Origin of the sequence: Moorena sp. SIO1F2 (genome assembly GCF_010672755.1) — a bacterium.
Taxonomy (GTDB): Bacteria; Cyanobacteriota; Cyanobacteriia; order Cyanobacteriales; family Coleofasciculaceae; genus Moorena.
Genome location: NZ_JAAHFV010000010.1, coordinates 1 through 22391 on the forward strand (window position 1 = coordinate 1; position 22391 = coordinate 22391).

The 22391-nt window shown below is 44.0% G+C and carries 26 protein-coding genes; 14 read left to right on the plus strand and 12 right to left on the minus strand.

Annotated elements, in window-relative coordinates:
* Positions 1–349: 349 nt before the first annotated feature.
* The gene (locus tag F6J94_RS02810) at positions 350–469 is read left to right on the plus strand and encodes a photosystem I reaction center subunit VIII (RefSeq protein WP_083373767.1); all 120 of its coding nucleotides are present in this window, start codon (positions 350–352) and stop codon (positions 467–469) included.
* Between the two features lie 151 nt (positions 470–620).
* Here the strand turns inward: F6J94_RS02810 and F6J94_RS02815 are convergent, their stop codons facing one another.
* Complete coding sequence (locus tag F6J94_RS02815; RefSeq protein WP_293036670.1) at positions 621–1748, minus strand: HEAT repeat domain-containing protein; 1128 nt, start codon at positions 1746–1748, stop codon at positions 621–623.
* Between the two features lie 94 nt (positions 1749–1842).
* On the minus strand, positions 1843–2247 hold the full coding sequence (locus tag F6J94_RS02820) for an NIL domain-containing protein (protein ID WP_293023286.1): 405 nt from the start codon (positions 2245–2247) through the stop codon (positions 1843–1845).
* Positions 2248–2514: 267 nt separating this feature from the next.
* On the opposite strand from F6J94_RS02820, the gene F6J94_RS02825 reads away from it, so the two are divergent.
* Positions 2515–3123 carry a thioredoxin family protein gene (locus tag F6J94_RS02825; RefSeq protein WP_293036674.1) on the plus strand — a complete coding sequence of 203 codons (609 nt, stop codon included), beginning with the start codon at positions 2515–2517 and terminating at the stop codon, positions 3121–3123.
* A gap of 177 nt (positions 3124–3300) precedes the next feature.
* A complete protein-coding gene (locus F6J94_RS02830) occupies positions 3301–3912 on the plus strand; it encodes a DUF2062 domain-containing protein (protein ID WP_293036677.1) in 612 nt (203 codons plus the stop codon).
* 22 nt (positions 3913–3934) lie between these two features.
* Here F6J94_RS02830 and dndE read toward each other — a convergent pair whose 3' ends face one another.
* Complete coding sequence (gene dndE, locus F6J94_RS02835) at positions 3935–4330, minus strand: DNA sulfur modification protein DndE (protein ID WP_293036680.1); 396 nt, start codon at positions 4328–4330, stop codon at positions 3935–3937.
* 188 nt (positions 4331–4518) lie between these two features.
* Between dndE and F6J94_RS02840 the strand changes: the two genes are divergently transcribed.
* The gene (locus tag F6J94_RS02840) at positions 4519–5052 is read left to right on the plus strand and encodes a hypothetical protein (protein WP_293036682.1); all 534 of its coding nucleotides are present in this window, start codon (positions 4519–4521) and stop codon (positions 5050–5052) included.
* On the opposite strand, the gene dndD is transcribed toward F6J94_RS02840, so the two are convergent.
* The 4 genes from dndD to dndC all read right to left on the minus strand — a co-directional run bounded on the left by dndD (position 5042) and on the right by dndC (position 9403).
* Positions 5042–7042, minus strand: a complete 2001-nt coding sequence (dndD, locus tag F6J94_RS02845) for a DNA sulfur modification protein DndD (protein WP_293036683.1) — start codon at positions 7040–7042, stop codon at positions 5042–5044. The genes F6J94_RS02840 and dndD overlap by 11 nt on opposite strands.
* Positions 7029–7169, minus strand: a complete 141-nt coding sequence (locus F6J94_RS02850) for a hypothetical protein (RefSeq protein WP_293036686.1) — start codon at positions 7167–7169, stop codon at positions 7029–7031. The genes dndD and F6J94_RS02850 overlap by 14 nt, the downstream gene beginning before the upstream one ends.
* Positions 7170–7243: 74 nt before the next feature.
* The gene (locus F6J94_RS02855) at positions 7244–7831 is read right to left on the minus strand and encodes a DUF924 family protein (RefSeq protein ID WP_293036689.1); all 588 of its coding nucleotides are present in this window, start codon (positions 7829–7831) and stop codon (positions 7244–7246) included.
* Positions 7832–7852: 21 nt separating this feature from the next.
* The gene (gene dndC, locus F6J94_RS02860) at positions 7853–9403 is read right to left on the minus strand and encodes a DNA phosphorothioation system sulfurtransferase DndC (protein ID WP_293036692.1); all 1551 of its coding nucleotides are present in this window, start codon (positions 9401–9403) and stop codon (positions 7853–7855) included.
* Positions 9404–9631: 228 nt separating this feature from the next.
* On the opposite strand from dndC, the gene F6J94_RS02865 reads away from it, so the two are divergent.
* A complete protein-coding gene (locus tag F6J94_RS02865; protein WP_293036695.1) occupies positions 9632–9847 on the plus strand; it encodes a hypothetical protein in 216 nt (71 codons plus the stop codon).
* A gap of 119 nt (positions 9848–9966) precedes the next feature.
* On the plus strand, positions 9967–11568 hold the full coding sequence (locus F6J94_RS02870) for a DGQHR domain-containing protein (protein ID WP_293036698.1): 1602 nt from the start codon (positions 9967–9969) through the stop codon (positions 11566–11568).
* Between the two features lie 55 nt (positions 11569–11623).
* Here the strand turns inward: F6J94_RS02870 and F6J94_RS02875 are convergent, their stop codons facing one another.
* Both F6J94_RS02875 and F6J94_RS02880 read right to left on the minus strand, forming a co-directional pair.
* Positions 11624–12103 (minus strand): DNA phosphorothioation-associated protein 4, encoded by a 480-nt coding sequence (locus F6J94_RS02875; protein WP_293036701.1) that lies wholly within the window; start codon positions 12101–12103, stop codon positions 11624–11626.
* Positions 12104–12381: 278 nt separating this feature from the next.
* Positions 12382–12519 carry a hypothetical protein gene (locus F6J94_RS02880; RefSeq protein WP_293036704.1) on the minus strand — a complete coding sequence of 46 codons (138 nt, stop codon included), beginning with the start codon at positions 12517–12519 and terminating at the stop codon, positions 12382–12384.
* Here F6J94_RS02880 and F6J94_RS02885 point away from each other — a divergent pair.
* From F6J94_RS02885 to F6J94_RS34100, 4 genes are all read left to right on the plus strand, one after another.
* Positions 12518–13936: a DUF2252 family protein gene (locus F6J94_RS02885; protein ID WP_293036707.1), complete on the plus strand. Its 1419-nt coding sequence runs from the start codon at positions 12518–12520 to the stop codon at positions 13934–13936. The two genes, F6J94_RS02880 and F6J94_RS02885, sit on opposite strands and share 2 nt — an antisense overlap.
* Before the next feature lie 182 nt (positions 13937–14118).
* Positions 14119–14436 (plus strand): hypothetical protein, encoded by a 318-nt coding sequence (locus F6J94_RS02890; protein WP_075900184.1) that lies wholly within the window; start codon positions 14119–14121, stop codon positions 14434–14436.
* A 122-nt stretch (positions 14437–14558) separates the two neighbouring features.
* Positions 14559–15404, plus strand: coding sequence for a YdcF family protein (locus tag F6J94_RS02895; protein WP_293023311.1), 846 nt, complete (start codon positions 14559–14561; stop codon positions 15402–15404).
* 151 nt (positions 15405–15555) lie between these two features.
* On the plus strand, positions 15556–16029 hold the full coding sequence (locus F6J94_RS34100) for a hypothetical protein (RefSeq protein WP_367142149.1): 474 nt from the start codon (positions 15556–15558) through the stop codon (positions 16027–16029).
* A gap of 177 nt (positions 16030–16206) precedes the next feature.
* Here F6J94_RS34100 and F6J94_RS02905 read toward each other — a convergent pair whose 3' ends face one another.
* Complete coding sequence (locus tag F6J94_RS02905) at positions 16207–16434, minus strand: ferredoxin-thioredoxin reductase variable chain (protein WP_293036710.1); 228 nt, start codon at positions 16432–16434, stop codon at positions 16207–16209.
* A 228-nt stretch (positions 16435–16662) separates the two neighbouring features.
* A complete protein-coding gene (locus F6J94_RS02910) occupies positions 16663–18258 on the minus strand; it encodes a PP2C family serine/threonine-protein phosphatase (protein WP_293036712.1) in 1596 nt (531 codons plus the stop codon).
* 167 nt (positions 18259–18425) lie between these two features.
* On the opposite strand from F6J94_RS02910, the gene petB reads away from it, so the two are divergent.
* The 4 genes from petB to F6J94_RS02930 all read left to right on the plus strand — a co-directional run bounded on the left by petB (position 18426) and on the right by F6J94_RS02930 (position 21610).
* Positions 18426–19094, plus strand: a complete 669-nt coding sequence (gene petB, locus F6J94_RS02915) for a cytochrome b6 (RefSeq protein ID WP_070391575.1) — start codon at positions 18426–18428, stop codon at positions 19092–19094.
* Positions 19095–19193: 99 nt separating this feature from the next.
* Complete coding sequence (petD, locus tag F6J94_RS02920) at positions 19194–19676, plus strand: cytochrome b6-f complex subunit IV (RefSeq protein ID WP_009149162.1); 483 nt, start codon at positions 19194–19196, stop codon at positions 19674–19676.
* Positions 19677–19966: 290 nt separating this feature from the next.
* Complete coding sequence (locus F6J94_RS02925) at positions 19967–21112, plus strand: glycosyltransferase family 4 protein (protein ID WP_293036715.1); 1146 nt, start codon at positions 19967–19969, stop codon at positions 21110–21112.
* Positions 21113–21229: 117 nt separating this feature from the next.
* On the plus strand, positions 21230–21610 hold the full coding sequence (locus F6J94_RS02930; RefSeq protein WP_293036716.1) for a hypothetical protein: 381 nt from the start codon (positions 21230–21232) through the stop codon (positions 21608–21610).
* A 115-nt stretch (positions 21611–21725) separates the two neighbouring features.
* Here F6J94_RS02930 and F6J94_RS02935 read toward each other — a convergent pair whose 3' ends face one another.
* A complete protein-coding gene (locus F6J94_RS02935; protein WP_293019728.1) occupies positions 21726–22151 on the minus strand; it encodes a hypothetical protein in 426 nt (141 codons plus the stop codon).
* Positions 22152–22391 lie beyond the last annotated feature (240 nt).

Genomic DNA, 22391 nt, shown 5'->3' on the forward strand with positions numbered 1-22391 from the left:
TGTTAATAAAGCTTACCGAGTATCCTAAGCGATGGCTGGAGTTGGTAAGAAGCCCACACTGTAATCTTCGGCGAAGCCGACGCTACGCGAACGATAAGCGTGTGGGAGTATGTCACTAATCTACCCCTCTAGTAAGGGGGTATCTGCCTTGTTCCAGTTATCTGGATAGCAGTGGTGGCTCTTCACACGTAGAGCAAATCCCTGGCTCGGCAGTGTAAGACCGACACCTACTTCGGTAGGTAGAGGCTTACTTCCGATAAAACCGGCAACCAACACCATACCTAATTGGGTTGGTGTGGTGAAAGGTTCAATTTGTTACTGTATTAATAGGCAAATAGGAAAATAAGATATGACAGGCGCATACGCAGCTTCTTTCTTACCAACGATGCTAGTCCCCTTCGTAGGCTTAGTTATGCCTACTATAGTTTTGGGACTTTTGTTTATCCACATTGAAAGCGACGCTGACTAAACAAGCTAGAAGTCCTGCAGGATACCAGCCCCCTTTGTTCAAGGGAGTATGGGTGAGAGTGGGACTCAATCATGGGGGTTGACTCCCGAGAAAGGGTCATCAATCCCCACATCCCTAGGGTTTTGGGCTATGCTTTTCGATTAGAGTAAAGTTAAGGCTTAGAGGGCTTTACAGTCTTCTTAGCAGGTTTGGGTGGTTGAGTTCGCCGATAACTCTTAAACTGACTAATCCCAGCACTGGCAGATTTAACCACATTACTATCTGGATCCCTTAATGCCCTTTCAAGCAAGGGTATAACTTTTTCAGATTTAATATTACTCAGGGCTTCAACAGCAGACTGTCGCACGGATGGTTGGGGATCTTGAATCAATTTGCCAATCAGCGGTATGGCCTGTTGAATTTCGGCTCTGAGTCCTTGAGCAGCAGCAATTTTCCCCAAGGCTGATGCAATTGAGCCACGAATGAGGCTTTCAGGATGATTGATGTACTTACTTAACTGGGGAATATCCCTGGCTTGACCATAATTTACCAAAGCAGTTATGGTTTCACCTAAGTCGAGATCACTTTGACTGGGCTGAGCAGTAATACTTGGGGTTTCTGTCAGCACTGGTTGCTCTGGCTGACTGGGCTCAGGCAACATTTCGTCCTTGACCACGGGTTGAGGCTCGTCTTGATTGGTTTCTGCCTCTTCTAATAATTCGACTAATTCATTACCAGTTTGCGCGGAAGTTTCCTCTGTTTCATCTAGGTTCTTAACCTCGTCTGGTATTGGAGATTGATGCGCTTGTTCTAATTCAGCAATTTTTTGATGGGCTAACTCTAAATCAGCCTGATATTTTGCTTCCAAAGATTGCAGCTCTTGGCGAAAATTAGACTCAAGTTCTTCCTTTAACTCATGGGTAGCTTGTGTCAATTGTTCTTGATATCTTGCTTCCGAGGATTGGACACTTTCCAGAAGACTAGCATCAAGTTGTTGCTTCAGCTCATTAGTGGTTTGGGTTAACTGAGCCTGATAGTTTTCCTGTAAAGGTTGGGCAGCAGCAGCAGCGCTAGACTCTCCCTGCTGTTTGACTTCCTCAATTTTCTGATTTAATTGCTCTCGATAACTTTCTTGCAGAGCTTGAGAATTTTGTTCTATCCTAGTCTCATACTTATTTTGAAAAACTTCTAATTTTCTGTCGGTTTGTTCGGATAGAAAATCCAGTTTATTTTGCAGTATAAAAAATACGATTGCCCCAACAACGGCTGCTGCAAGTATAGCTACAAGAATTGGTATCATGAGGGCTCCTCTTGGGGTTGATATTTAGTTGATTTTATCTGAAAGTGTGCCTGAAAACAGGGTTGTTGGGCAATAGCTTAAGGCGTCTGAAATCTTAAAAATTTGTAGAAATGGCCTGAACAGGGCAAGTGGGGATACACTGCTCACAGACAATGCAACGCGATCGCTTAAACTTCAATCTGAATGTCTCTAGCTCAAGACTAAGGGCTTGAGTGGGACAAACCCCAGTACATAAGCCACAATCGACACAACTATCCTCATCAATCAAAATCTCGCGACTTAGCAGGGAAACATCAATGTTTTGCGATCGCATCCACTCAATCGCAGCATCTAACTCATCAATGTCGCCAGATAACTCTAGCACAAGTTTGCCGATTTGATTGGGAGCGACTTGGGCCCGGATGATATTAGCAGCCACATTGAAATCCTTTGCCAGTCGGTAAGCCACCGGCATCTGAATCGCCCGTCGGGGAAAGGTCAGAGTTACCCGTTTTTTCATGGTGATTTGTGAAACTTTATCAGTAGACCAGTAAAAATTAACGTAACATTCCCACTCCTTGATAGTTAACAGTCAACAGTCAGCCGTCAACCGTCAACAAAAAACCTTTTAATCTGATCTACTTCTAAGTTGCTCAGCAGTTACGCCCCAAACCCTGCTATTGCCAGATTTATAACGAGAAACCGGGTTTTAAGGCTGTTGGTGCCTAAGTGCTCTTGTTGTAAAATGTAAACAATTATAAAGTTATAGCAAGAAAGTTGTAGCAAGATGGCTATTAATTCACCAGACTCAACTACACCATCCTCCTCCCCTTCAGTACCCACTAGTGGCAACCGGATCAGAAACTTTTTAATTGCCCTAGTAGCGATCGCACTGGGTGTTGCCCTATTCTTGGGATTAAAAACTGATACTAGTCTCGGTTCCTTGGAAGCCCAAGCTGAAGCATCTACCCCTCTAGAGGTGGCACTCAGCAATGGTAAGCCAACCTTGATGGAGTTTTATGCCAACTGGTGTACCAGTTGTCAAGCCATGGCAAAGGATTTGGGTCAACTGAAACAGCAGTATAAAACCAAAGTCAATTTTGTCATGCTGAATGTGGATAACAGCAAGTGGTTACCAGAATTGGTCAAGTATAGAGTAGATGGTATTCCTCATTTTGTATATTTTGATGAAGCCAGCACAGTGATCGCCCAAACTATTGGAGAACAACCCCGTCAAGTACTCGAAGCTAACTTAGATGCCATAGTAACCCATGTGCCTTTACCTTATAGCCAAGCTAGTGGTACGGTTTCGGATATTGACGATTCCCTGTCAGTTACAATCACTACTCAAGATGATCCTCGTAGCCATGGCAGTCAGGTAAAAGGCACAAGGTAAAAGGCACAAGGTATAAGGAAGCTTGCATAAAATTTATTAAGATTTTTGTAGCTTTATTTTCCCCTTTGCCCTTTGGCTTTCGCCCTTGAAGCTAATTTTCCGCTACAGTAAAGATTACCTGCTGACTAATAATCTGCCCCAGTTGCTAGAGGGTTGGTTGCTGATTGATTTGCCAAAATGTCTAGAAAATCCCTGTCAAGCTACCCACAGCCTTTACCCTCAGCCACCAAACCCCTTGACCTAGGTAAACGAAAGTCGATCAGACCGAGGGGAACTTTTAGACGACGCCTAAAATACATATATTGGCGCTTGGTTCGTATGCAAGGAAAACCAGAAGCGATCGCACGAGGTTTAGCATGTGGTGTGTTTGCTGGGTTCTTTCCGCTGTTTGGTCTCCAGTTATTTATAGGGATTTTGCTGGCGGTACTCTTGCGAGGGAACAAAATAGCTGCTACTGCTGGAACTTGGATTAGTAATCCCTTGACTTATGTACCGATTTTTGCATTCAACTTTCACGTCGGAGAATGGCTACTGAATCAGGATGAATTGGCTAATGTGAGTTTCCAATCTTGGCAGGAATTTAGAGAATTGGGCTCAGAAATTGTCCTAACCTTATTTGTTGGTTGTTTCGCGGTTGGGTTGGTCTGTGCTGTGGTTAGTTATTGGTTGAGTGTAAAGCTGATCTATCGATTGCGGACTTCTCGTGCCTTGAAGTGTCAGAAAAAGCGATGTTCTGAAAAAGCTGCTACGGGAAGGCACCGCATTGACCACTATAGTGCTAACTCGTAAGTCCTGAGTAAAACTTGATACTTTATTCTTCATCCTTGATAACACCCAGGGCAATTAAATCCTCAATTTTTTTAATAGTTGTATCCCCTGCTAAGTAACCAATACCTCGATGAAGGTGAAGACGAAACTGATTCGCTAGATTTTCTTGATCCAAACTTAAGCCATCGTTATGGCAGCGTTGTTTGAGAGCAATCAGGAGCAGATCAGCCATATCTCCTGCCATCACACTCCAAGTGAGTTCAAGGTTACTATCGGCAGGTATGGGAACCGGGGAGGGCATTGTCGGTTCAGCGAGGGAACGGCAGATTGCCCAGCGGCAAAGAACATTCCACTGAGGGATTTTGGTTTGACGTTTGAGTTTAATGAGTTGGTCTTTGGCAGTTTGAGAAAGTGTGATCTGGTTGATTGGAGGTTGCATGAATAAATTAATGAACTCAGGTTTACTGTTTCTGACAAACTACTTTAGTATTTGCCCAAAGTGGTGATAGTTTGGCAATTTTAATTGATGTACAACTATAGCAATGTGAATGTAAGGATTTACCTATAATTACTCAGCAGTCAGTAGAACTTTTTAGGACAACTTGGCGTCTTTGATCGCAAATACCGATGGAATTAACCGACGTGTACATTCGTAAAACTGTCTTCGCCATTGCCCTATTGATTAGCCCGTTATTGATTACTGCTTGCGGCTATAATGATACAAAAGAGTTAGTAGAAGAAGCACAGTTACTGTCAAAACCTCTTACCATCCGGCTAGTACCAAATACAGACCAACCAATTACTGCTGGGGAAACTGTCCCATTCTCTTTTAAACCTGTTGGCGAGCCTGTCGAGATCTTAGAGCCGATTCCCTTGATAATGAATATCTACCTACCAGATGGTAGCCAACAACAACTCATGGTCGATTTGCAAAGTCCAGTTGTCTATTACCCTTGTGATCCCATACCAGGGGAAGACGATTCTTGTAACTATCCGAGGGTGGGTTTGGATCCTACTGCGGATCCTAGTCAGCCCTATCAACCAGGCCCTAGCATCACCTTGGAGCAAGAAGGAGAATACACAATTAAGTTAGACTCTGTCCCAGAAGCACTCCAAGAAAAATTACATGGACAGTCAACAACATTTCTGGTCATGCCGTGACTTGTTCTGAGTAGAAGTAACCCGATTCCACGGTTGTCCGATGTTTAGTTGGGTCATAATTTAGGAGATACTGTTGTGCGATCGCATCAGCTTCTCGTAATTGTTTAGCTTCGACCTTACCAATTTCCGTATCTGTAGACAGCAGAATCACCTGATGGGAGGCAGCGGGGAAGTAGCGTTCCACTAGGTTGCTGCGATGGGACGAGTCCAATCGTCCGAGGGGGGTATCAATCGCTACCGGTAGATTACGTCCAGAAACACGGGCGAGTCCCCACAATAATGCGATCGCTAATAATTGCTTTTCCCCAGCCGATAGACGATGTTTCGGTACAAGTTTTCCTTGTAGGTCGTACAGGGATAGGCTGAAGCTGTTGGTGTCGATGGCAACTCGATGGACTAGGTCAGATTTATGAAGGAGATAAAGAAAGCATTCGGTTACCTCATGTTCTAATTTATTCAGTTTTCTCAGAGTTAACTGTTCCCGGAAAACCTTAAGGCTCTGTTGGACTAATGCAGATGCTGCAAGCATATGCTGATCATTTTTGCGGTCAATGGTTTCTTCACCATACCTGGCTAAGTCTTTTTTGCTTTGTGCGATCGCATATCCTAATTTATCACAGCGGCGTTTAGCGATTTCGTAAGCTGCTTGAGCTTGAGCCAATTCCGTTTGTGCCTGTTTTAGTGCATCTTCGAGTTCTTGATAGGATTCCGGAGGAGCAGCTGTTGCTAGTTGTCGTTTAGTAGCATTAATATCTGCTTCCAGATTTTTGCGCTTAGCTAATTGCTCTTCAGCTAATTGCTTTTGAGTTGGTTGGTAGTAAGTCAGGAGATTAGTTAGGGAATGAAACATTTCTTCCTCAGCTCCTAACCAAGGGTCTTTAACCTCCCCAGCCTCTTGCTCTATTTGTTGATTTTCTTTTCCCAAGAACGCTTTAATTTTATCAAATTTTTTAGCAGGCAACTTGAGGGCAGTCAATAAATCTACCAGACGTTGATCACGCTGTTGTAAAATATCTCTAGCTAGTTTAGCCTGTGATGCCCGCGATTCTTTTTCTGCTTGAGCTTGAGCTTGGGTGAGTAGGGGTTCAATTAACGATAGAGGCAAAATACCAGCTGCTAATTCCCTCATCTGTTCACGAATTTGTTCAACTTTAGTATTGTAGTAATTTAGCTGACTCTCTAGTTGGTTCCGTTGGGCTGCTATTTTACCACCATCACAGACAAATTTATCAAAAGCTTGTTGCTGTTTTTCCCTGGTTTGTTCTAGCTGTTCTTGAATACTACATAACTCTTGTTTAGCTAGCTCATAGTCTGATTGTTGAGAGGAAAGCTTTTTTTCGATATCTTCCAAATTAGCAAGTTGCTGTTGATTCGCCATAGATTTGCGTTTGCGCGTCACTAAAATATCAAGGTCAATGGCTAAGCGGTCAGCAAGTTCTAGACCAAGTAATGATCGAATCGCTTCCACAACAACCGGGGGTGGTGCTTCTACTTCTGCTAGTTCTTTAACCTGTTCCCCATCAAAAAGAAATAGGTTTGATATTCCTAAGGGCAACAGATTTTCAATGTACTCGTCCCAGGTATTGGTTAGGGCAGAATCCAGCCAGTCTCCCTCTAAAATGCCTAAGTTATCCTTACCATCTTTCGGTTTTTTTGTCCAAGTGCGTACAATCCGATACTCCATCGGCTGGTCGTTCTCAATATGTTCAAAAACTAATTCCACTCGGGTGTTGTCAATGGGTAAGGCATTGCGATTGACTGACTGAGTTAGAAAGTCGCTATAACTCAAATTGCCACGGGTGGAACATTGAGCGCGGTGTCCATATAAAGCCAGACGAATCGCATCCATCATAGTGGTTTTGCCGCCACCATTCATACCACCGACTAGAATAATAGGTCGAGAGTTATCATCTCTTTTTGGACAGAGATTGATTACCTGACGCCCGAGATAGGGGCCAAAGTTTTCTAGGACAAGTTCAAGGAAAATCACAGGATTTATCAAGTATGAATTTTATAGGGAACAGGGAACAGGGAACAGGGAATCGGGAATCGGGAATCGGGAACAGGGAACAGGGAATAGAGAACAGGGAAAAGAGAAAAAAGTATGTGTACCTCATAACTATGATAAACGCTATAGTTGGTGTTAATCGTTTACCGTTAAATCTCAACGATTAAGTCTAAATAATTAACGCTAAAAAGATGAACCGGGCAGCTTTATAAATTCCTCTTCTTCTGGAGTATTAACCCGACCAAGGATTTTATTGCGATGGGGAAAGCGACCAAAACGTTCAATCACTTCTAGATGACGATAGGCATAATTAATGGTACTGGCACTATCGGGATCATCTTTAAGAGTCGAGAATAATTCAACACAGTAGCGCTGATGTTCGAGATTTTCGCTATGCTCAAACGGTAAGTAGATAAACCAGCGCTGAACTGGTAACAGTTCTTTGTCAAAGCCTCGATCAACAGCATACTGGGCAGTAGACAAGGCTTTGGAATCAGTAGCAAAAGCTTGGGGTTGACCCCGAAACATATTGCGAGGAAACTGATCGAATAGGATAATTAGCGCTAGGCAGCTATAGGGTGATGTTTGCCAGTTATCTAACTCCCCAGCCGCCGCCTGTTGATAGATGTCGAGGAAACGCGAACGCATTTCTTGGTCGAAATCTGGGTTCTTAGTAAACCAGACTTTGCGGGATTTGCCATAATCGGGTTCATCCGGCTTACCAAACCAGAAATTTAATATCTCATTAGATTGATCCAAAGCCTTGCTCATAAGTTACTGTAGTTTGAATGATTACGAATTTTGGACTGGAAATTTCAAGTTTGCCCAAGCCAGCTGCTTGACAGTGTCAACATCCCCTTCATCAGCAGCCGTTTTTAAATCTCGTTTCAAGTGAGCATTAGCGATCGCATCTTCTTTAGACCGAGAACTAGTGTCAAAGCACCGCTCCAAAGCCTCATAGATACCAATACGACGAGACCTAGTCACATACTGGCGTTCTGTGTCTAGCAGTTTTGCCATTAGTTCGAGATGCATAGCATCATTGTCACAGATTTCTTCTAAGACCTGCCACTCATCACCACCAAGCAGACGGTTTTCAGCGCCAGGACGGATGTCTTTGAAGGGTTCGCCAGTAACTTCTTGATAAATACGGGGCAAACTGTCGTCAAATTCGTGTTTTTCTTCTAGCCAGATGCGACGAATCTCACTAAGTTCCTCTTGACTAATCAAGGTGATGTCCCGCATATTGTCTGGACAATTCTGACGAACGTCAGTTTCAACAGTAAGCAATCGCCTCAGCCAATACTCCCGTGCTTCTTTGGTATAAGGACCAGGAATTGGCTCAACAGAAATTTGTCCATCTAAATTCCGTTCATATAGTTGGACATTACCATTGCTACGTCTAAAATCTCGTCGCTCACGGTTTTCTCCAGGCTCCAACTCCTTACGCAAATCCAGTAAAGGTTCCAGCCATTCCTTCTCTTCGTCATTATCAATCATCGCTGTCAGGGATTTATCCTGACTCACCAGTGTACAAACCCAGCAACCAAAACGAGAGCTACCACAACTAGGAGTAGACGTATCTACAACTAATGGACATTCATTATCAGCACTAGCCCCTCGATACATAGCAAATAGATCTTTATTGCTGTATTCCCAAGGGTTTTCCCATTGCATGAGATAGAGCCAAACCTCATCATTTTGCCAATCTTCAATGGGGCTATAAACCAACGAGTTGGGTAAATTCATATTAGGAGTTAGACGATCACGTACTCGTTTAGCTTCCATTTTTTTCATCCGTCTTGCCCGTTGTTGGCTTTCAGCTTTGCGAGTGCCTAAAACAACAATAGCCTCTCCACTAGATCGGATAACATTCCGAATAAAACGGTTAGAGGGTTTAATTTTCAAACGTTCAGTACACCAGCGAAATTTCCCCCGTGGGGCTGGGTAACCTTTGCCAATTAAACTTACCCAGTAGGTTTCTTTAACCTCCGGTTGTAAGAGATGGGGTTCAAAGGGCAATCCTTGAGCTTCAGCTGCCAACTTAATCTGTTTTAGGGAATTGCGAACCCAAGCTGAAACAATCGGATTCTCTACTAAGGTGTCTGTAGTGATGACATAGATAGTCTTAGTTCGCTGTTCTGGTGGCAGAGCTGCGATCGCATTCCATACCAGCTGTAGAGTGGCGGTGCTATCCTTGCCACCACTATACCCTATAACCCAGGGAATTGCGTCTAAGCAGTACAACTGTTGAATTTCGGTGGTCAGAGCAGTAATCTCTTCCACCAGCTCAGCCACAGTGCGATTTTTTGGCTTATTTTCTGAGAGTTTTACCTGATTCATCAGTCTTCACGGCAGTGGGGAAACCCCCTCTGGGAAAGAGCGGGGTGCTTACTCTCTGCTAAGACAAGGCTTGGCAGATTGGTCCTTTTTTCGAGCTTATCCCAAGTTTTGAATAAAATTTATTGACAGTGGATCTAACGTTTTTCTTCCTAAATTGGTATGATTAATAGTTTTACTCTATCGAACCTCGAGTATAGGGAAATCAGCTAATTTGATTGTTAAAAACTTGTGCTAGTCTTAAAAATATTTATCGTAAGCATATGCGCTACGCGCACGCTACGCGAACAGCGGTCAGCCGTCAGCCGTCAGCCGTCAGCTAAAGGCTCATGCTACGGGAACAGCTTATTTTATTCAAAAGCACCGATTGCGCTACGGGCATGCTGCGCGAACAGTAGCGTGGCACAGGCTTTGGCTTTTGGCCACGCTGTGCGAACGACGCTGTGAGGTAGCGCATTAGCTGAATGCTGAATGCTGAATGCTGAATGCTGAATGCTGAATGCTGAATGCTGAATGCTTACTATTTATCGATAGCTTCTACAACGCAGCATTATGGGTTTAAAACTATGGTGATCAAAACTGAAAATCATCCCAATGACCTCGCCAAGCAAATACTTGAACAAGAAAACCGAGATCGACAAGCGCTGGCGTTATTGCTCGATAGGCATCTGGCTAGAAACGACCAAATCTTGGTGCAGAAAACTCACATGGGGACTACAGAGGCATTTATTGGCTCAGTCACTCTGGAATGGTTAGCGATTCGCGTCCGCTACGCCTCCCAACTGCCGCTATTTCAACAAAAGTTTGATCAACAAACAAACAATATCGTCAGAGATGCCGATACCATCGAAGCGCTTCAGCAGCGTCCCCTTGATTGGTCACGTCAAGCTGCTCTGGCTCAATATCTAGCAGCCCGCAAAACTCACAAGTTTCCGCCAGTCCTGGTAGTGCTTAGCTCTGGGTGGGTAGATAATGCCCAAGCTGCTCAGTGGGATAAGAATCAACGCGCTCGGCAGTCGGCAGCTGAGTTCACCAGTTTAGATAAAGATCGCACAGTCGGACTGCTTGATGTTTCAGACCATGTTTCAATTTTTGCCTTAGACGGTCAGCATCGACTGATGGGAATCCAGGCTCTGATGGAATTGATTAAAATTGGTACGCTCCAAAAATATAGCAAAGGGAAAAAGCCAATTGGCTCGCTGATTACAGTGGATGACTTGATTGAGGAGTATCACATCTCGCCAGGTTATCTCCAAAGTCTAGCCACAGAAAAAATTGGTATTGAGTTTATTCCTGCTGTCGTTCAGGGAGAAACCCGTGAAGAAGCACGGCGACGCATCCGATCGATTTTTGCTCACGTTAACCTGATGGCAGTAAGGTTGAGCAAAGGACAATTAGCGTTGCTCAATGAAGACGATGGCTTCTCAATCGTTGCTAGAAAAATTGCCATGACTCATCCTCTGCTGAGGGAGATGGAAAATCGTAATCCTCGGGTTAATTGGGATAGCGCTACAGTTTCAGCTAAGTCAACAGTCTTGACTACCCTACAAGCTCTCAAACATATATCTGAGCTGTATTTGGGCTACCAATTCCCTCACTGGAAACCCTGTGAGAAAGGTCTAATTCCCATGCGTCCTGAAGATGAAGAGCTAGAGATGGGAACTAAAACATTGACAGAGCTTTTCGACTATCTAGCTAGTTTACCCAGCTATCAAAAACTCGAACATGGAAAAGAAACACCACAGCTGCGTCGGTTTAACCATGAAAGGGGTGGAGGAGAAGGAAACATGCTATTCCGTCCAGTAGGACAAATCGCCCTCGTTCAAGCTTTGGGTATCCTAGTATGTAACAAGGATTTCTCCCTCAAAAGCATCTTCGAGAAACTTCAAAAATACGATGGTTCGGGTGGCTTTAGTCAGATAGATCACCCACAATCCCCTTGGTACGGGATTTTGTATGACCCAAATCGAAAGCGAGTGCTAGTTTCTGGACGAGAGTTAGCCTCCAAAGTGATGTTATATCTTTTGGGTGGTGTTACAGAGCGTATGGAACGTGCTCAACTGCGCATCGCTGTGGCTAATGCCAGGAGTGTTGGCAAAGATCAAGGGATCAGCTTTGAGGGTAAATTTGTGAAACTGAAGGAGGTAGGATTACCACCTCAATTGTAACAGAATTAGTGACAGCTCCTACACTTTCCTATCCCGTAAGTGTAGGAGCTAGCTCTCACAAAAATCGACTCAAATCAAACTCTTGTTGCTCATTTTCTTTATATTCTTTCTTCTTATACCTATCATTATTTAAAATTAACAAAAGTCGCTCGGAATAGTCTACTGCTCCCCGCAACTCATTGCGCAAAATATCAAGCCCTCCATTGGCGTACTCCTCAAAAATATGGATGCGTTTTTCCTCAGACTCTTTATCGATAGAAGAAAGAATTTTAGTATCTTTAATCTCAGCGATCGCAATTAATTTAATTACTACCTCATATCCCCTTGATACAAAAATTTCCAATCCAATCGGACCAGGCTCTCGTTTAGAAATTACCTTCAGGGGCGATCGCTTTTTACGCTTTACTCCTAAAGCAGCTGCAAACACCATCACATCAGCATAAGTCTGAAACGGTCCGGTTTTTCCATCGGAAGCGGTTAGGTCTTTCACCAAAGCCGCCTTATCTTTAGCAACCCTGATTCTGTTTCCAGCCATTGTCTTGGTGTCTAGTTTTAATAAATCTTATGCACAAGGCTAAGCGCAAAAACCTTAAAGTGCGGTAATCTATTTATTATACCATCAAGAAAAAGAGTAAAGGAATAGCGTAAGCTATCAGCTATCAGCTATCAGCTATCAGCTATCAGCTATTAGCTATCAGCTATCAGCTAATGCCTCCCAGCGTCGAAGTCTGTGCCACGAGTCAATGGACTTTTCCCCAGACTTTCAATTTTCATTAATCTAGAACTATTAAATTATCTCGTTCTAGGTTGATTTTAAGCTGTTTGCGTAGCGTGAGCTTTGAGCTGACGGCTGACGGCTGACGGCTGACGGCTGACGGAATAGCCTCTTAGAGATCTATTGCTTGATGTTTCATAGATTAACGTAATTTTCAGTTTATTGAGTTGAATCATGAAGACTTGTAAGCAACTAGTTTATGTGAGTGCGTTTGCAATCCTACTTTTACTGACTAACCTATCCTGTGCCTCCCCCGACCGACCGGACCCCCAAATGAAAACCAGCGATCGCGCAACGGTAGTTGTGAAAACGATTCAGGAGGCAAACAGTGACATTTCCAATCAAGATCGAGAAACTAAATATTGCAAAATGGCTTGTTCTGAATTTGTCTTCTACCGTGGCACTAACCAACTATTTTGGAAAGATTTTGCTGGCGATAGCCGCCTCAAGGATTTTGGAAATGCCAAAAGCAAGATTTGGTTATCTGGAGATATGCATGCCGAGAACTTTGGGGCATATGATAATAATCGAGGGGAAATCGTTTACGCACTCGATGACTTTGATGATGGGATTATTGCTGATTACCAATATGATGTCTGGCGCATGGCAGCTAGTTTAGCATTGGTCGGTCGTCAGAATGGTTTGTCTGCTGAGGAACAAAACAAGGGGATTGATGCCTTTAGTGAGTCCTATCTTGATACTATGGCTTCCTATCGCGGTAATGATCGTGAACTGGAGACTTACTTCACTAAAGACAATACTTATGGGAAGTTGGATGACTTCCTAGAAGGAGTGGAAGCTAGCGAAAGCCGCCAAAAAATGTTGAAAAAATGGACAGAACTGGACGGAAATCAGCGTCGCTTCGATTTATCCAAGGTTAAGTTAGGCAAAGCTACTGCTTCCGAGCGACAGGATATTAAGAATGCGATCGCAGATTATAAGAAAACGTTGACAAAAAAATTTAAATATGATAAAGATTACTTCCGAGTCAAAGATATTGCGCAACGTTTACTGGCTGGCACTGGTTCCTTAGGAGTGCCCCGGTATTATCTCCTGATTGAAGGCGAGACGTCTTCCCAGAAGGATGACCGGATCTTGGACATTAAATTCCAATCTTCCCCTACTGCCTATGATTACTTGAGTCAGGAGGAACGGGAAAAGTATGATAAAAATTTTAACAATGAGGGTCAACGTCACGCTTTAGCCTATCGAGCCTTAACCAAGTACACCGATAATCACCTGGGCTGGATGAAACTAGGGGATGGGTATTACTCAGTGCGAGAGCGATCGCCATTTAAGGAAACCTTTGATATCACTGAGCTAACCAAAGAGAAACGCTTTGTTAAGCTAGCTGAACAATGGGGTCAAGTGTTGGCAACAGCTCACGCACGAGCTGACAAAGATTTCGATGCCACCTTAGTGCCTTATTCCATAGACAAACAGGTGGATAAGTTGACTGACGGTCGCCACAAGGAGTTTCGACAATTGGTAAGGGAAGTGGCTTTGACTTATGCTGATCAAGTTAAGAAGGACTATGGTTACTTTATCGAAAAGCTGAAACCCGATAGCTGCTCTAGCGGCACTTGTGACTAATCCTTTTAGTTTAATTGGCTTTGGTAGAATGTAATCCGTTGATATGGCAGAGGGGAAAGGTTGAATAACAGGATAAGCGGCAAAGGGAGGGTAATTGGACAGTGGCGAGCTAGCCCCTATAATCTATAACCTCTAACCTCTAACTTAGAAACAAAACAGCTACATACCTTATATTTAATCAGATGAACGGTAAGAAAGACGGTTTTTTAAGCGGGCTTCAAATTTTGGTGTTTTTTATCTTAGCCCTTGCCTTGCTGGGATACGACATCCAATTCAGCTTACTATTTGGTGGCATCGGCGCTTTAGCCGGTGGTTTGATAGTTGACTGGTGGCACCACCCAGACAAACCCAGGGACTTACAACCCCAGCAAGCAGAGTATCCCGAGGAAGGTACTTCTGACTTAACTGGCATCCGTTTAGCTGTACAGGAACGAAAAGTTAGAGAAAAGAGGCGCTCACAAGGGTTACTCAATCCTATTAGTAGATTTTTTAGACGTTAAGCAAGAGGAATTAGTTATTGCTATTGGTCAAAGGTAAATACCGAGATATTTAAGATAGATTAGTGGCAACTGCCACACCACTCTATGGAATAGATGTGGTTTGATCGTCACTAAAATCTAAAATGTTTATATTTATCTCAAAGCTATTGCCACTCTTTCTGTACCCCTTGGGCCTGGCTTGTGTGCTACTGGTAGTAGCTTTGGTAATGTCCTGGCGCAACCCTCGCTGGGTACCGATACCCGTGGCTTTGGCATTAATTGTGTTGTTGGTCTCAAGTAATACTTGGGTGACTAACAGCTTAATACGCTCCCTGGAGTGGCAATATCTTCCTACTTCAGAATTACCTGAGGCTGATGTGATCGTGATCTTGGGGGGAGCGACCAAACCGCCTTTTCCACCACGACCTACTCCAGAAGTGGATGAAGCAGGCGATCGCGTTCTCTATGGTGCTCAGCTATACCGTGAAGGGAAAGCTCCCTGGGTGATTCCTGCTGGTGGTCGGATTGTTTGGGGTTCCAGTAGTAATAACTCTAGCCAACGACTTTCTTCCCAGAGTGCTCAATCCTCACAACGGTTGGCCCCTGAATCAGAAGACATGGCACAGATTCTAGAAGACCTGGGTGTTCCGAGAGTCGCTATCATTCAAGAGTCTAGGTCTTTAAACACTCACCAAAATGCGGTCAATGTGCGGAAAATTTTGGATCAGCGGGATTTGCGCAAGGTATTATTAGTAACTTCGGCCATCCATATGCCTCGTTCTGTCCTAGTGTTCCGGCGTCAGGGTATTGATGTGATCCCAGCACCTACAGATTTTCTAGTGTCTCAATATGAACTGGATGAACCTAACAGTAGTAGTCAAGCTGCTTTGCTACATTCTCTGCCAAATGCTGATCAATTGTCTAGGATTACCCGTGCTATCAAGGAATACATTGGAATAGTCGCTTATCGCATTCGTGGTTGGGTATGACAAGATTATTATTGTTGCTGAAATATTAGGCTCTTCCGTACTTGTTATGCTAAATAAACACTTTGGCGAAGGGACTTCGGAGCAGGGAGCAGGGAGCAGGGGAAAGAGGCAGTATTTAGAAAATTTTGTTAATTAAATAGCCTCATAACCCTTGTACAGTAAGCTTTATGAGTTTTTTGAATTTAAATTTAGCATAGCAGGTACTGAAGAACCAAATATTATCCTTGATAATAGCTTTTATCATAGCTATGAGGTACACAGGATTTTTTCCCTCTTTCCTCTTCCCTTTTCCCTAATTTCTACTCCCTGTTCCCTGTTCCCTGTTCCCTGTTCCCTGCTCCCTAAAACCCATGAATTTGTACCTCATGAGTTTGAAAATAGCTATATTTTCCTAGTTACTATGCCAGAAGAATTCCAACGGATTGTCCCAGCACCACCACCAGCAGCCGATATGTTTGCCACTTACCAGCTAGCTCATGAGTTTAGCCAAGAAGTAGAGCATCGGCAAGAATTTGAAGACTATTGTCAGTGGTATTATTTGACAGCACAAAGCCATCGAGAGGAATTAGAAAAAATGCGTGGTGATATCAACCTTTTTGGTTGGTTCAGTCGCCGCAAGTCGTAGATTAGAATAAACGGATAGCTTATTATCTTAAAATATGGTTGAAAAAATTAAATTTAACACGGATAGTAATAGATATCAATAGATACAGTAATCATCTAACTTTGTGCTATCCGTGCCGACCTGTTTAAAAATCCCTGTGATGGTGATTATGATTGCTATAGCTAATAATATAGCCGCCTAGGGGATAATTTCTAGTTCATCTTCACGGAAGTGAACTTTTTTAAATTTTTTGTCAAACTTGACTTGTATTGGTAAATTGGCGCTCACGGGCCTACCTTGCCACTCAGTAATTATTCCAGTGACTTCCCCTTCGAGACCTTTAATATCAAAAGGTTTATTCTTGTGTTCGGGATGGGTATATACCACAACTGATTCTTTGACTCGGACGCGATCGCCAACTTTCATATGATAAGTAACTCTAACTATTCTACGGACATCCCTTACCTAAGCTAGGGTTGGCTCAGGCAACCTTCTTATTGTCTCACAGAGTGAGTTATTTACATCTAACACAGTTGTGAGCATCCACAAAATTTAGGTTTATTGGAATTGCTTCCCTGGTATGATGCCGATGATTATCGGTTAAAATTATAATAATAGATTAAAATGAAGGTTTTTTCACCCTTTGTTTCACCCTTAGTTATCTGGGAGCTCCTGCTCGGTAGGTGAAGACTCTGGTAGATTGGGATCGGGTGATGGTAAAAAGCGATCGCGCATTTTCTGGAAGCCCTCAGGAGCTAGTATCCATTGGGTAGTCAGTAAAATAGCACCAGCCCCAACAAGTATACCGACTACCCCCAGCAGCCCAAACACGGCTCTAATCCAATCCCGGTATGAGCGGGTGGTTTCGGGTTTATTGTCATTGGTTGTGGTTATTTCCGCTGGTACTGATGAAGTCAGAGCGGTTTGCTGCTCCAGATTAACCACCTGTAGTTCTTTTGAGCTAGACATGTCTCCCAAATTTAGCACTGTCGGATATTGGGGAGAGACACCACAGTGTGTTAGAACTACTGAAATGTCATCTTGACCATTATGTTGAAACGCCAGGTCAATTAAAGACTCAGCTGCCGATTCGACGGAAATTCGGTGGCTATTGACTTTTTGCGGTAAATCTCGACCAAATTTTTCAATCAAGTTGTTGTTGCTCAAGCCATCGGAACACAGCAGCAGCAAACCATCTTCTTCCACAATAAAGCGTCGCACAGTGGGACGAAGTAATTCAGCCTCCTTTGTCCCTAAGGCTTGAGTGAGTGCTTGTGCATCAGATCGCTGCAACGCTTGTCGATAAAGACTACGCCCAAGCTTCACCTCCCGAGTAGCCACATCATCATCTACAGTTAGCTGCTGGCAATAGTCGGGAGTAAGCCAGTAAGCACGACTATCTCCTACACTAGCGATATAGATTTCGTGACCATTGGTTTTCCCTTCTGGTGTATTCACCATTTGGGGAAGTTGTAGCGCTAAAGTTAAGGTAGTAGCCATGCGACGCCGGGATTCTCGTTCTTGTTGATCGTTGCGAGAAGAAATCATGTTATTAGCAACCCGGATAATTGCTGATAGATTCTCGGTTACGAGTTCTGGTGTCATCAGCTCCGGATCTTCGTTCAACTCAGCCAGTAATGCCCGAACCTGTAATTTAATCGACTGTAGTGCTAACTGGCTAGCAATTTCCCCCCCTTCGTGACCACCAATACCATCACAAATAATCGACAGGTGAGGAATCAAGGGGTCTTGGGGTTGCTCTGGGTCCTTAATCAAGTCAGCCTTAGTGGGATAGCAACTGTCTTCATTGTGGCTGTGACTTGAACCAGTTGCGGTGATACCAGCAATTTTTAACCGTAACGGCTGCTGAGCAGCTTGCTCAAGTAATAGGTGGTTAAGTTGGGATGCGATCGCACTTAAGGAGGGGTGTTCAGTTTGCAGGTGTTGGGCAATAGCTTGTAGCGGATCCGCCACAGACACTGATGCTTTGCGACACCAAGCTTCCCAGCACTCTCCTAGCTGTTTAAGACTAGCATCGACAGAGGGTTCACTCACAGAATTCGGTTCGCCAGGGGAGTCTGGGGAAACCAATGTATCAAATCCTGTATCAAATCCCCTATCCTCTAGACCATTAGACGGTACAACTGGTGATATACTCGTATCAGCCATGGTATCTTGATATAATTCCCGTAGTCGCAGCCGCCACCCTTCAACTCGCAAATTATTTGGTACTAACAGGCTAGAAGCCACACATCTTATTAGGGCTGTAACCGCCAGAGTTTACGGCAAATTAATGAAGCAAGTCATGTTAAAATTAACATCATGTAACATATAGGCTGTATTCGTTGTAACTTAGGGAGTTGAAGACTCCGACATTCAACGTCTGACGGCAAAATCCTTTCGGAAACTCTGGCCTCATGTTTTCTAAGCAAATCACTGACTCGAAAGTATACGACTGGTTTGAGGAGCGTCTGGAAATTCAGGCACTTTCCGATGACATCACTTCAAAGTACGTACCTCCCCACGTTAATATTTTTTACTGCCTGGGTGGAATTACTCTAACTTGCTTTATAATCCAGTTTGCTACTGGATTTGCCATGACCTTCTACTACAAGCCGACGGTCGCTGAGGCATTTAGCTCTGTACAGTACATTATGACTGAAGTGAGCTTTGGCTGGCTGATCCGCTCTGTTCACCGCTGGTCTGCCAGCATGATGGTGCTGATGATGATTCTGCACGTCTTCCGGGTCTATCTGACTGGTGGTTTCAAAAAGCCCCGTGAACTGACCTGGGTGACAGGGGTAGTTTTAGCAGTAATTACCGTCTCTTTCGGTGTGACTGGCTACTCCTTGCCTTGGGACCAAGTTGGTTACTGGGCGGTCAAGATTGTATCTGGCGTTCCTGAAGCTATTCCCGTAGTTGGTTCTTTAATCGTCGAACTGCTGCGCGGTGGTACTAGTGTAGGTCAGGGTACTCTGAGTCGCTACTACAGCCTACATACCTTTGTTCTACCCTGGTTTATCGCTGTCTTCATGCTGCTGCACTTCCTGATGATTCGCAAACAGGGCATTTCTGGTCCGTTGTAAATCTGTACTGACTAAAAGTCAGGAAAGTGTTAAAACTAAATGCAAACCTTCCTGCTGCCACCTGCTTACCTTTACTTATTAAGGAGAATAATTTAAGCAATGTCAGTTCTTAAAAAGCCGGATCTAGACGATCCCATTTTACGTGCCAAACTAGCCAAGGGGATGGGTCATAATTATTATGGCGAGCCAGCTTGGCCTAATGACCTCCTCTACGTTTTCCCAGTGGTAATCATGGGTTCCATTGCTTTATGCATTGGTTTAGCTGTGCTTGATCCAGCTATGATTGGTGAGCCAGCAGATCCCTTTGCCACACCTTTAGAAATCCTCCCGGAATGGTATCTATATCCTGTTTTCCAAATTTTGCGCATTCTCCCTAATAAACTTTTGGGTATTGCTGCTATGGGATCAGTTCCCTTGGGTCTGATGCTGGTTCCCTTCATCGAAGGTGTGAACAAATTCCAGAACCCATTCCGCCGTCCAGTGGCAACTACGGTATTTTTATTTGGTACCCTAGTCACCATCTGGCTTGGTGTTGGTGCTACCTTACCCATTGATCAGTCTTTGACTTGGGGTCTGTTTTAAGATAAGCCTAACCATCAGGCTGATCCTACAACTAGAGTTTTAACTAGAGTTTGTGGGATTTCCAGTGGTAGCGTGATTAGTCCTGTAAAAAAGCTTTTCTGAAAATCCCACGTACTTTGAGCCGTGGGATTTTTGCTTGATAGGAATTTCAAAGAATTTCCTCAGTGCCAAGAACTTGTAACCCTGTCTCCCATGGCTACAAGTTCTTGGTTCTTTTTCCCTAATATCCCTAATGCTTTTAGAAATAGTTCGAGGGTAAGATAGGTGAATCGAATTCAAAACTAACGAATTTGAGCGACACACAGAAAACCGCATCTAACTACGTATTCATTTTCCTAGAGATTTTTGAGTGTGAAGGGGGCATCCAATCCTACGTCAAAGATATTTTCCAGGCATATTTGTCTGTTGCTGCTAAGACTGTTACCAGTTCTAGGGCTGAAGTATTTTTGCTGCGGGATGGTCTAGGTTGTGACAATCCCTTTGATGTCTACCCACTCAGATTCCATTACCTGAAAACCAAGCCTCCTGTGCTAGGGCGTGTTCGCTTAACAATAGCGCTGGGGTTTTATTTATGGCAAAAACGTCCCAAGCATGTTTTCTGCGGTCATATCAAACTGGCTCCCCTGACTCAGCTGTTGTGCAATAGTCTGGGGATTCCCTATACAGTTTTGACCTATGGCAAAGAGGTTTGGCAACCCTTACCCCTAAAAGAACGTAATGCCCTAGACCGGGCAGGAGCAATTTGGACTATCAGTCGTTACAGTCGCGATCGCGCTTGTGCTGCCAATAAGCTAAATCCTGAAAAGGTAAAGATGTTGCCTTGTGCTGTTGATGGGAATACTTTTACTCCTGGTCCGAAATCACCAGCCTTAATCGAAAAGTATGGTCTGACTGGTGCTAAGGTGTTGATGACTGTGGCCCGTCTGTGGTCTGGGGATATTTATAAAGGAGTTGATGTTACCATTCAAGCACTTCCTGCGATCGCAAAAATCTTTCCAGAGGTTAAATATCTAGTTATTGGTCGTGGTGATGATCAACCGAGACTGGCACAGCTAGCCAAAGATTTGGGTGTTGCGGAGCGGGTGGTCTTTGCTGGTTTTGTCCCTACACCAGAATTAGTGGAACACTACCGAGTGGCTGATGCCTACGTCATGCCCTCCCAAGAAGGCTTTGGGATTGTATACCTGGAGGCCATGGCTTGTGGTAAACCTGTCCTTTCTGGGGATTCTGATGGTTCTGCTGATCCGTTGCAAGATGGTCAGCTTGGTTGGCAAGTTCCCTATCGAGACCCCGATGCAGTCGCTGCGGCTTGTATTGAAATTCTCAAGGGAGAGGATCAACGCTGTGATGGTCAGTGGTTACGAGAACAATCCCTAGGGTTATTTAGTAAAGAGGCTCTGACAAAGCGGTTACAAGAGTTACTTGATTTTGCCTAAACATTGAGTCGCCCCTTGCGGACCATAAGCAGCGAGGGGGAGTTGCCCTTCAAGTTAAGGCGAATCTGAACTAGGATATAACTACCCGATCATATTTGTTATTGTTAAAAGAAAACAGTGAATCAAAATACCCCGAGACAGTTTCAGTTCAACCTGTCAGGTATGGGCTGTTGGCTAGCGTTCTTCTTAACTTGTTTCTTGCTAGGCACAGTTGGCTTGGGATGGGTAGTCAATGGTTTTTTGATTTTGATTGGTTTATTAATCATCTCACCAGTGATTGCCTGGTTCGGAGTTCGCTGGTGGCTCAGACGTAATCTAGTGGTAGATCAATGTCCAGTCTGTGCCCATGAGTTCACTGGGTTTAATAATACCCAGTCTCAGTGCCCCAGTTGCGGGGAAGTTTTGAAGATAGAACAGGGTCGTTTTAAGCGCTTAACAGCTCCAGGTACAATTGATGTGGAAGCGGTTGAGGTATCGGTTGAGCAGATTGAAGATTAGAGCATTGACTAATCAACCATAGACTTCGCCGCAGTTGTCAGGCAAAAGGCTTGCACCCAAAAGCCTTACGTACAATAATTATTGACTGTTGAACTTTTCATTCTGCACGCTGGTACTAGGGAGTTTTAGTGATCGATAAGGTATAAGGATGCTGTTCACCATTGCGATCGCCGACGTAGAATGAGTAGCTGCCTTGCTCCCAATATCCCATTTTAACAATATTCCCCCCAGATAAATTATCGGCCTGTGTACATGAGGTACCATTGGGCTCCTGAATCAATAGAGTGGGCTGGCCCTGGCTTTCTAGGTTGAAGCGCAAGTAGGTAAAATCTTGGTTCAAATTAATGACATGATTGGGCTGGTTACTAATCATACCGCATTGGCTCTTGTTTGATCCTCCAGAGTTTCCAGTAACTACGATGGGATCAGGCTGGAATTCAGGCTCAAGGTTGATGGTTTCGGCGCTGGCGACACCAGCGCTACTTAAGCATACAGCTATGGTGATCGGAACAATCATCCAGTGTGGGAATAGTTTAGTCATTGTCATCCCCCAAAAGTCTTGTGTTCTATTACTAATACACTTGTTCTAGATTACTTGACTATCTCCATTTGAATTTGTTTCGCGTCAGCTATCAGCTATCAGCTATCAGCTATCAGCTATCAGCTATCAGTTATCAGCTTAAGCGCTACGCGCACGCTACGCGAACAGTTATCAGCTAGCATTAAAATGCTGAAGGCTGAGGGCTAAGGGCTGAGGGCTGAAGGCTGACTGCTGATAGCT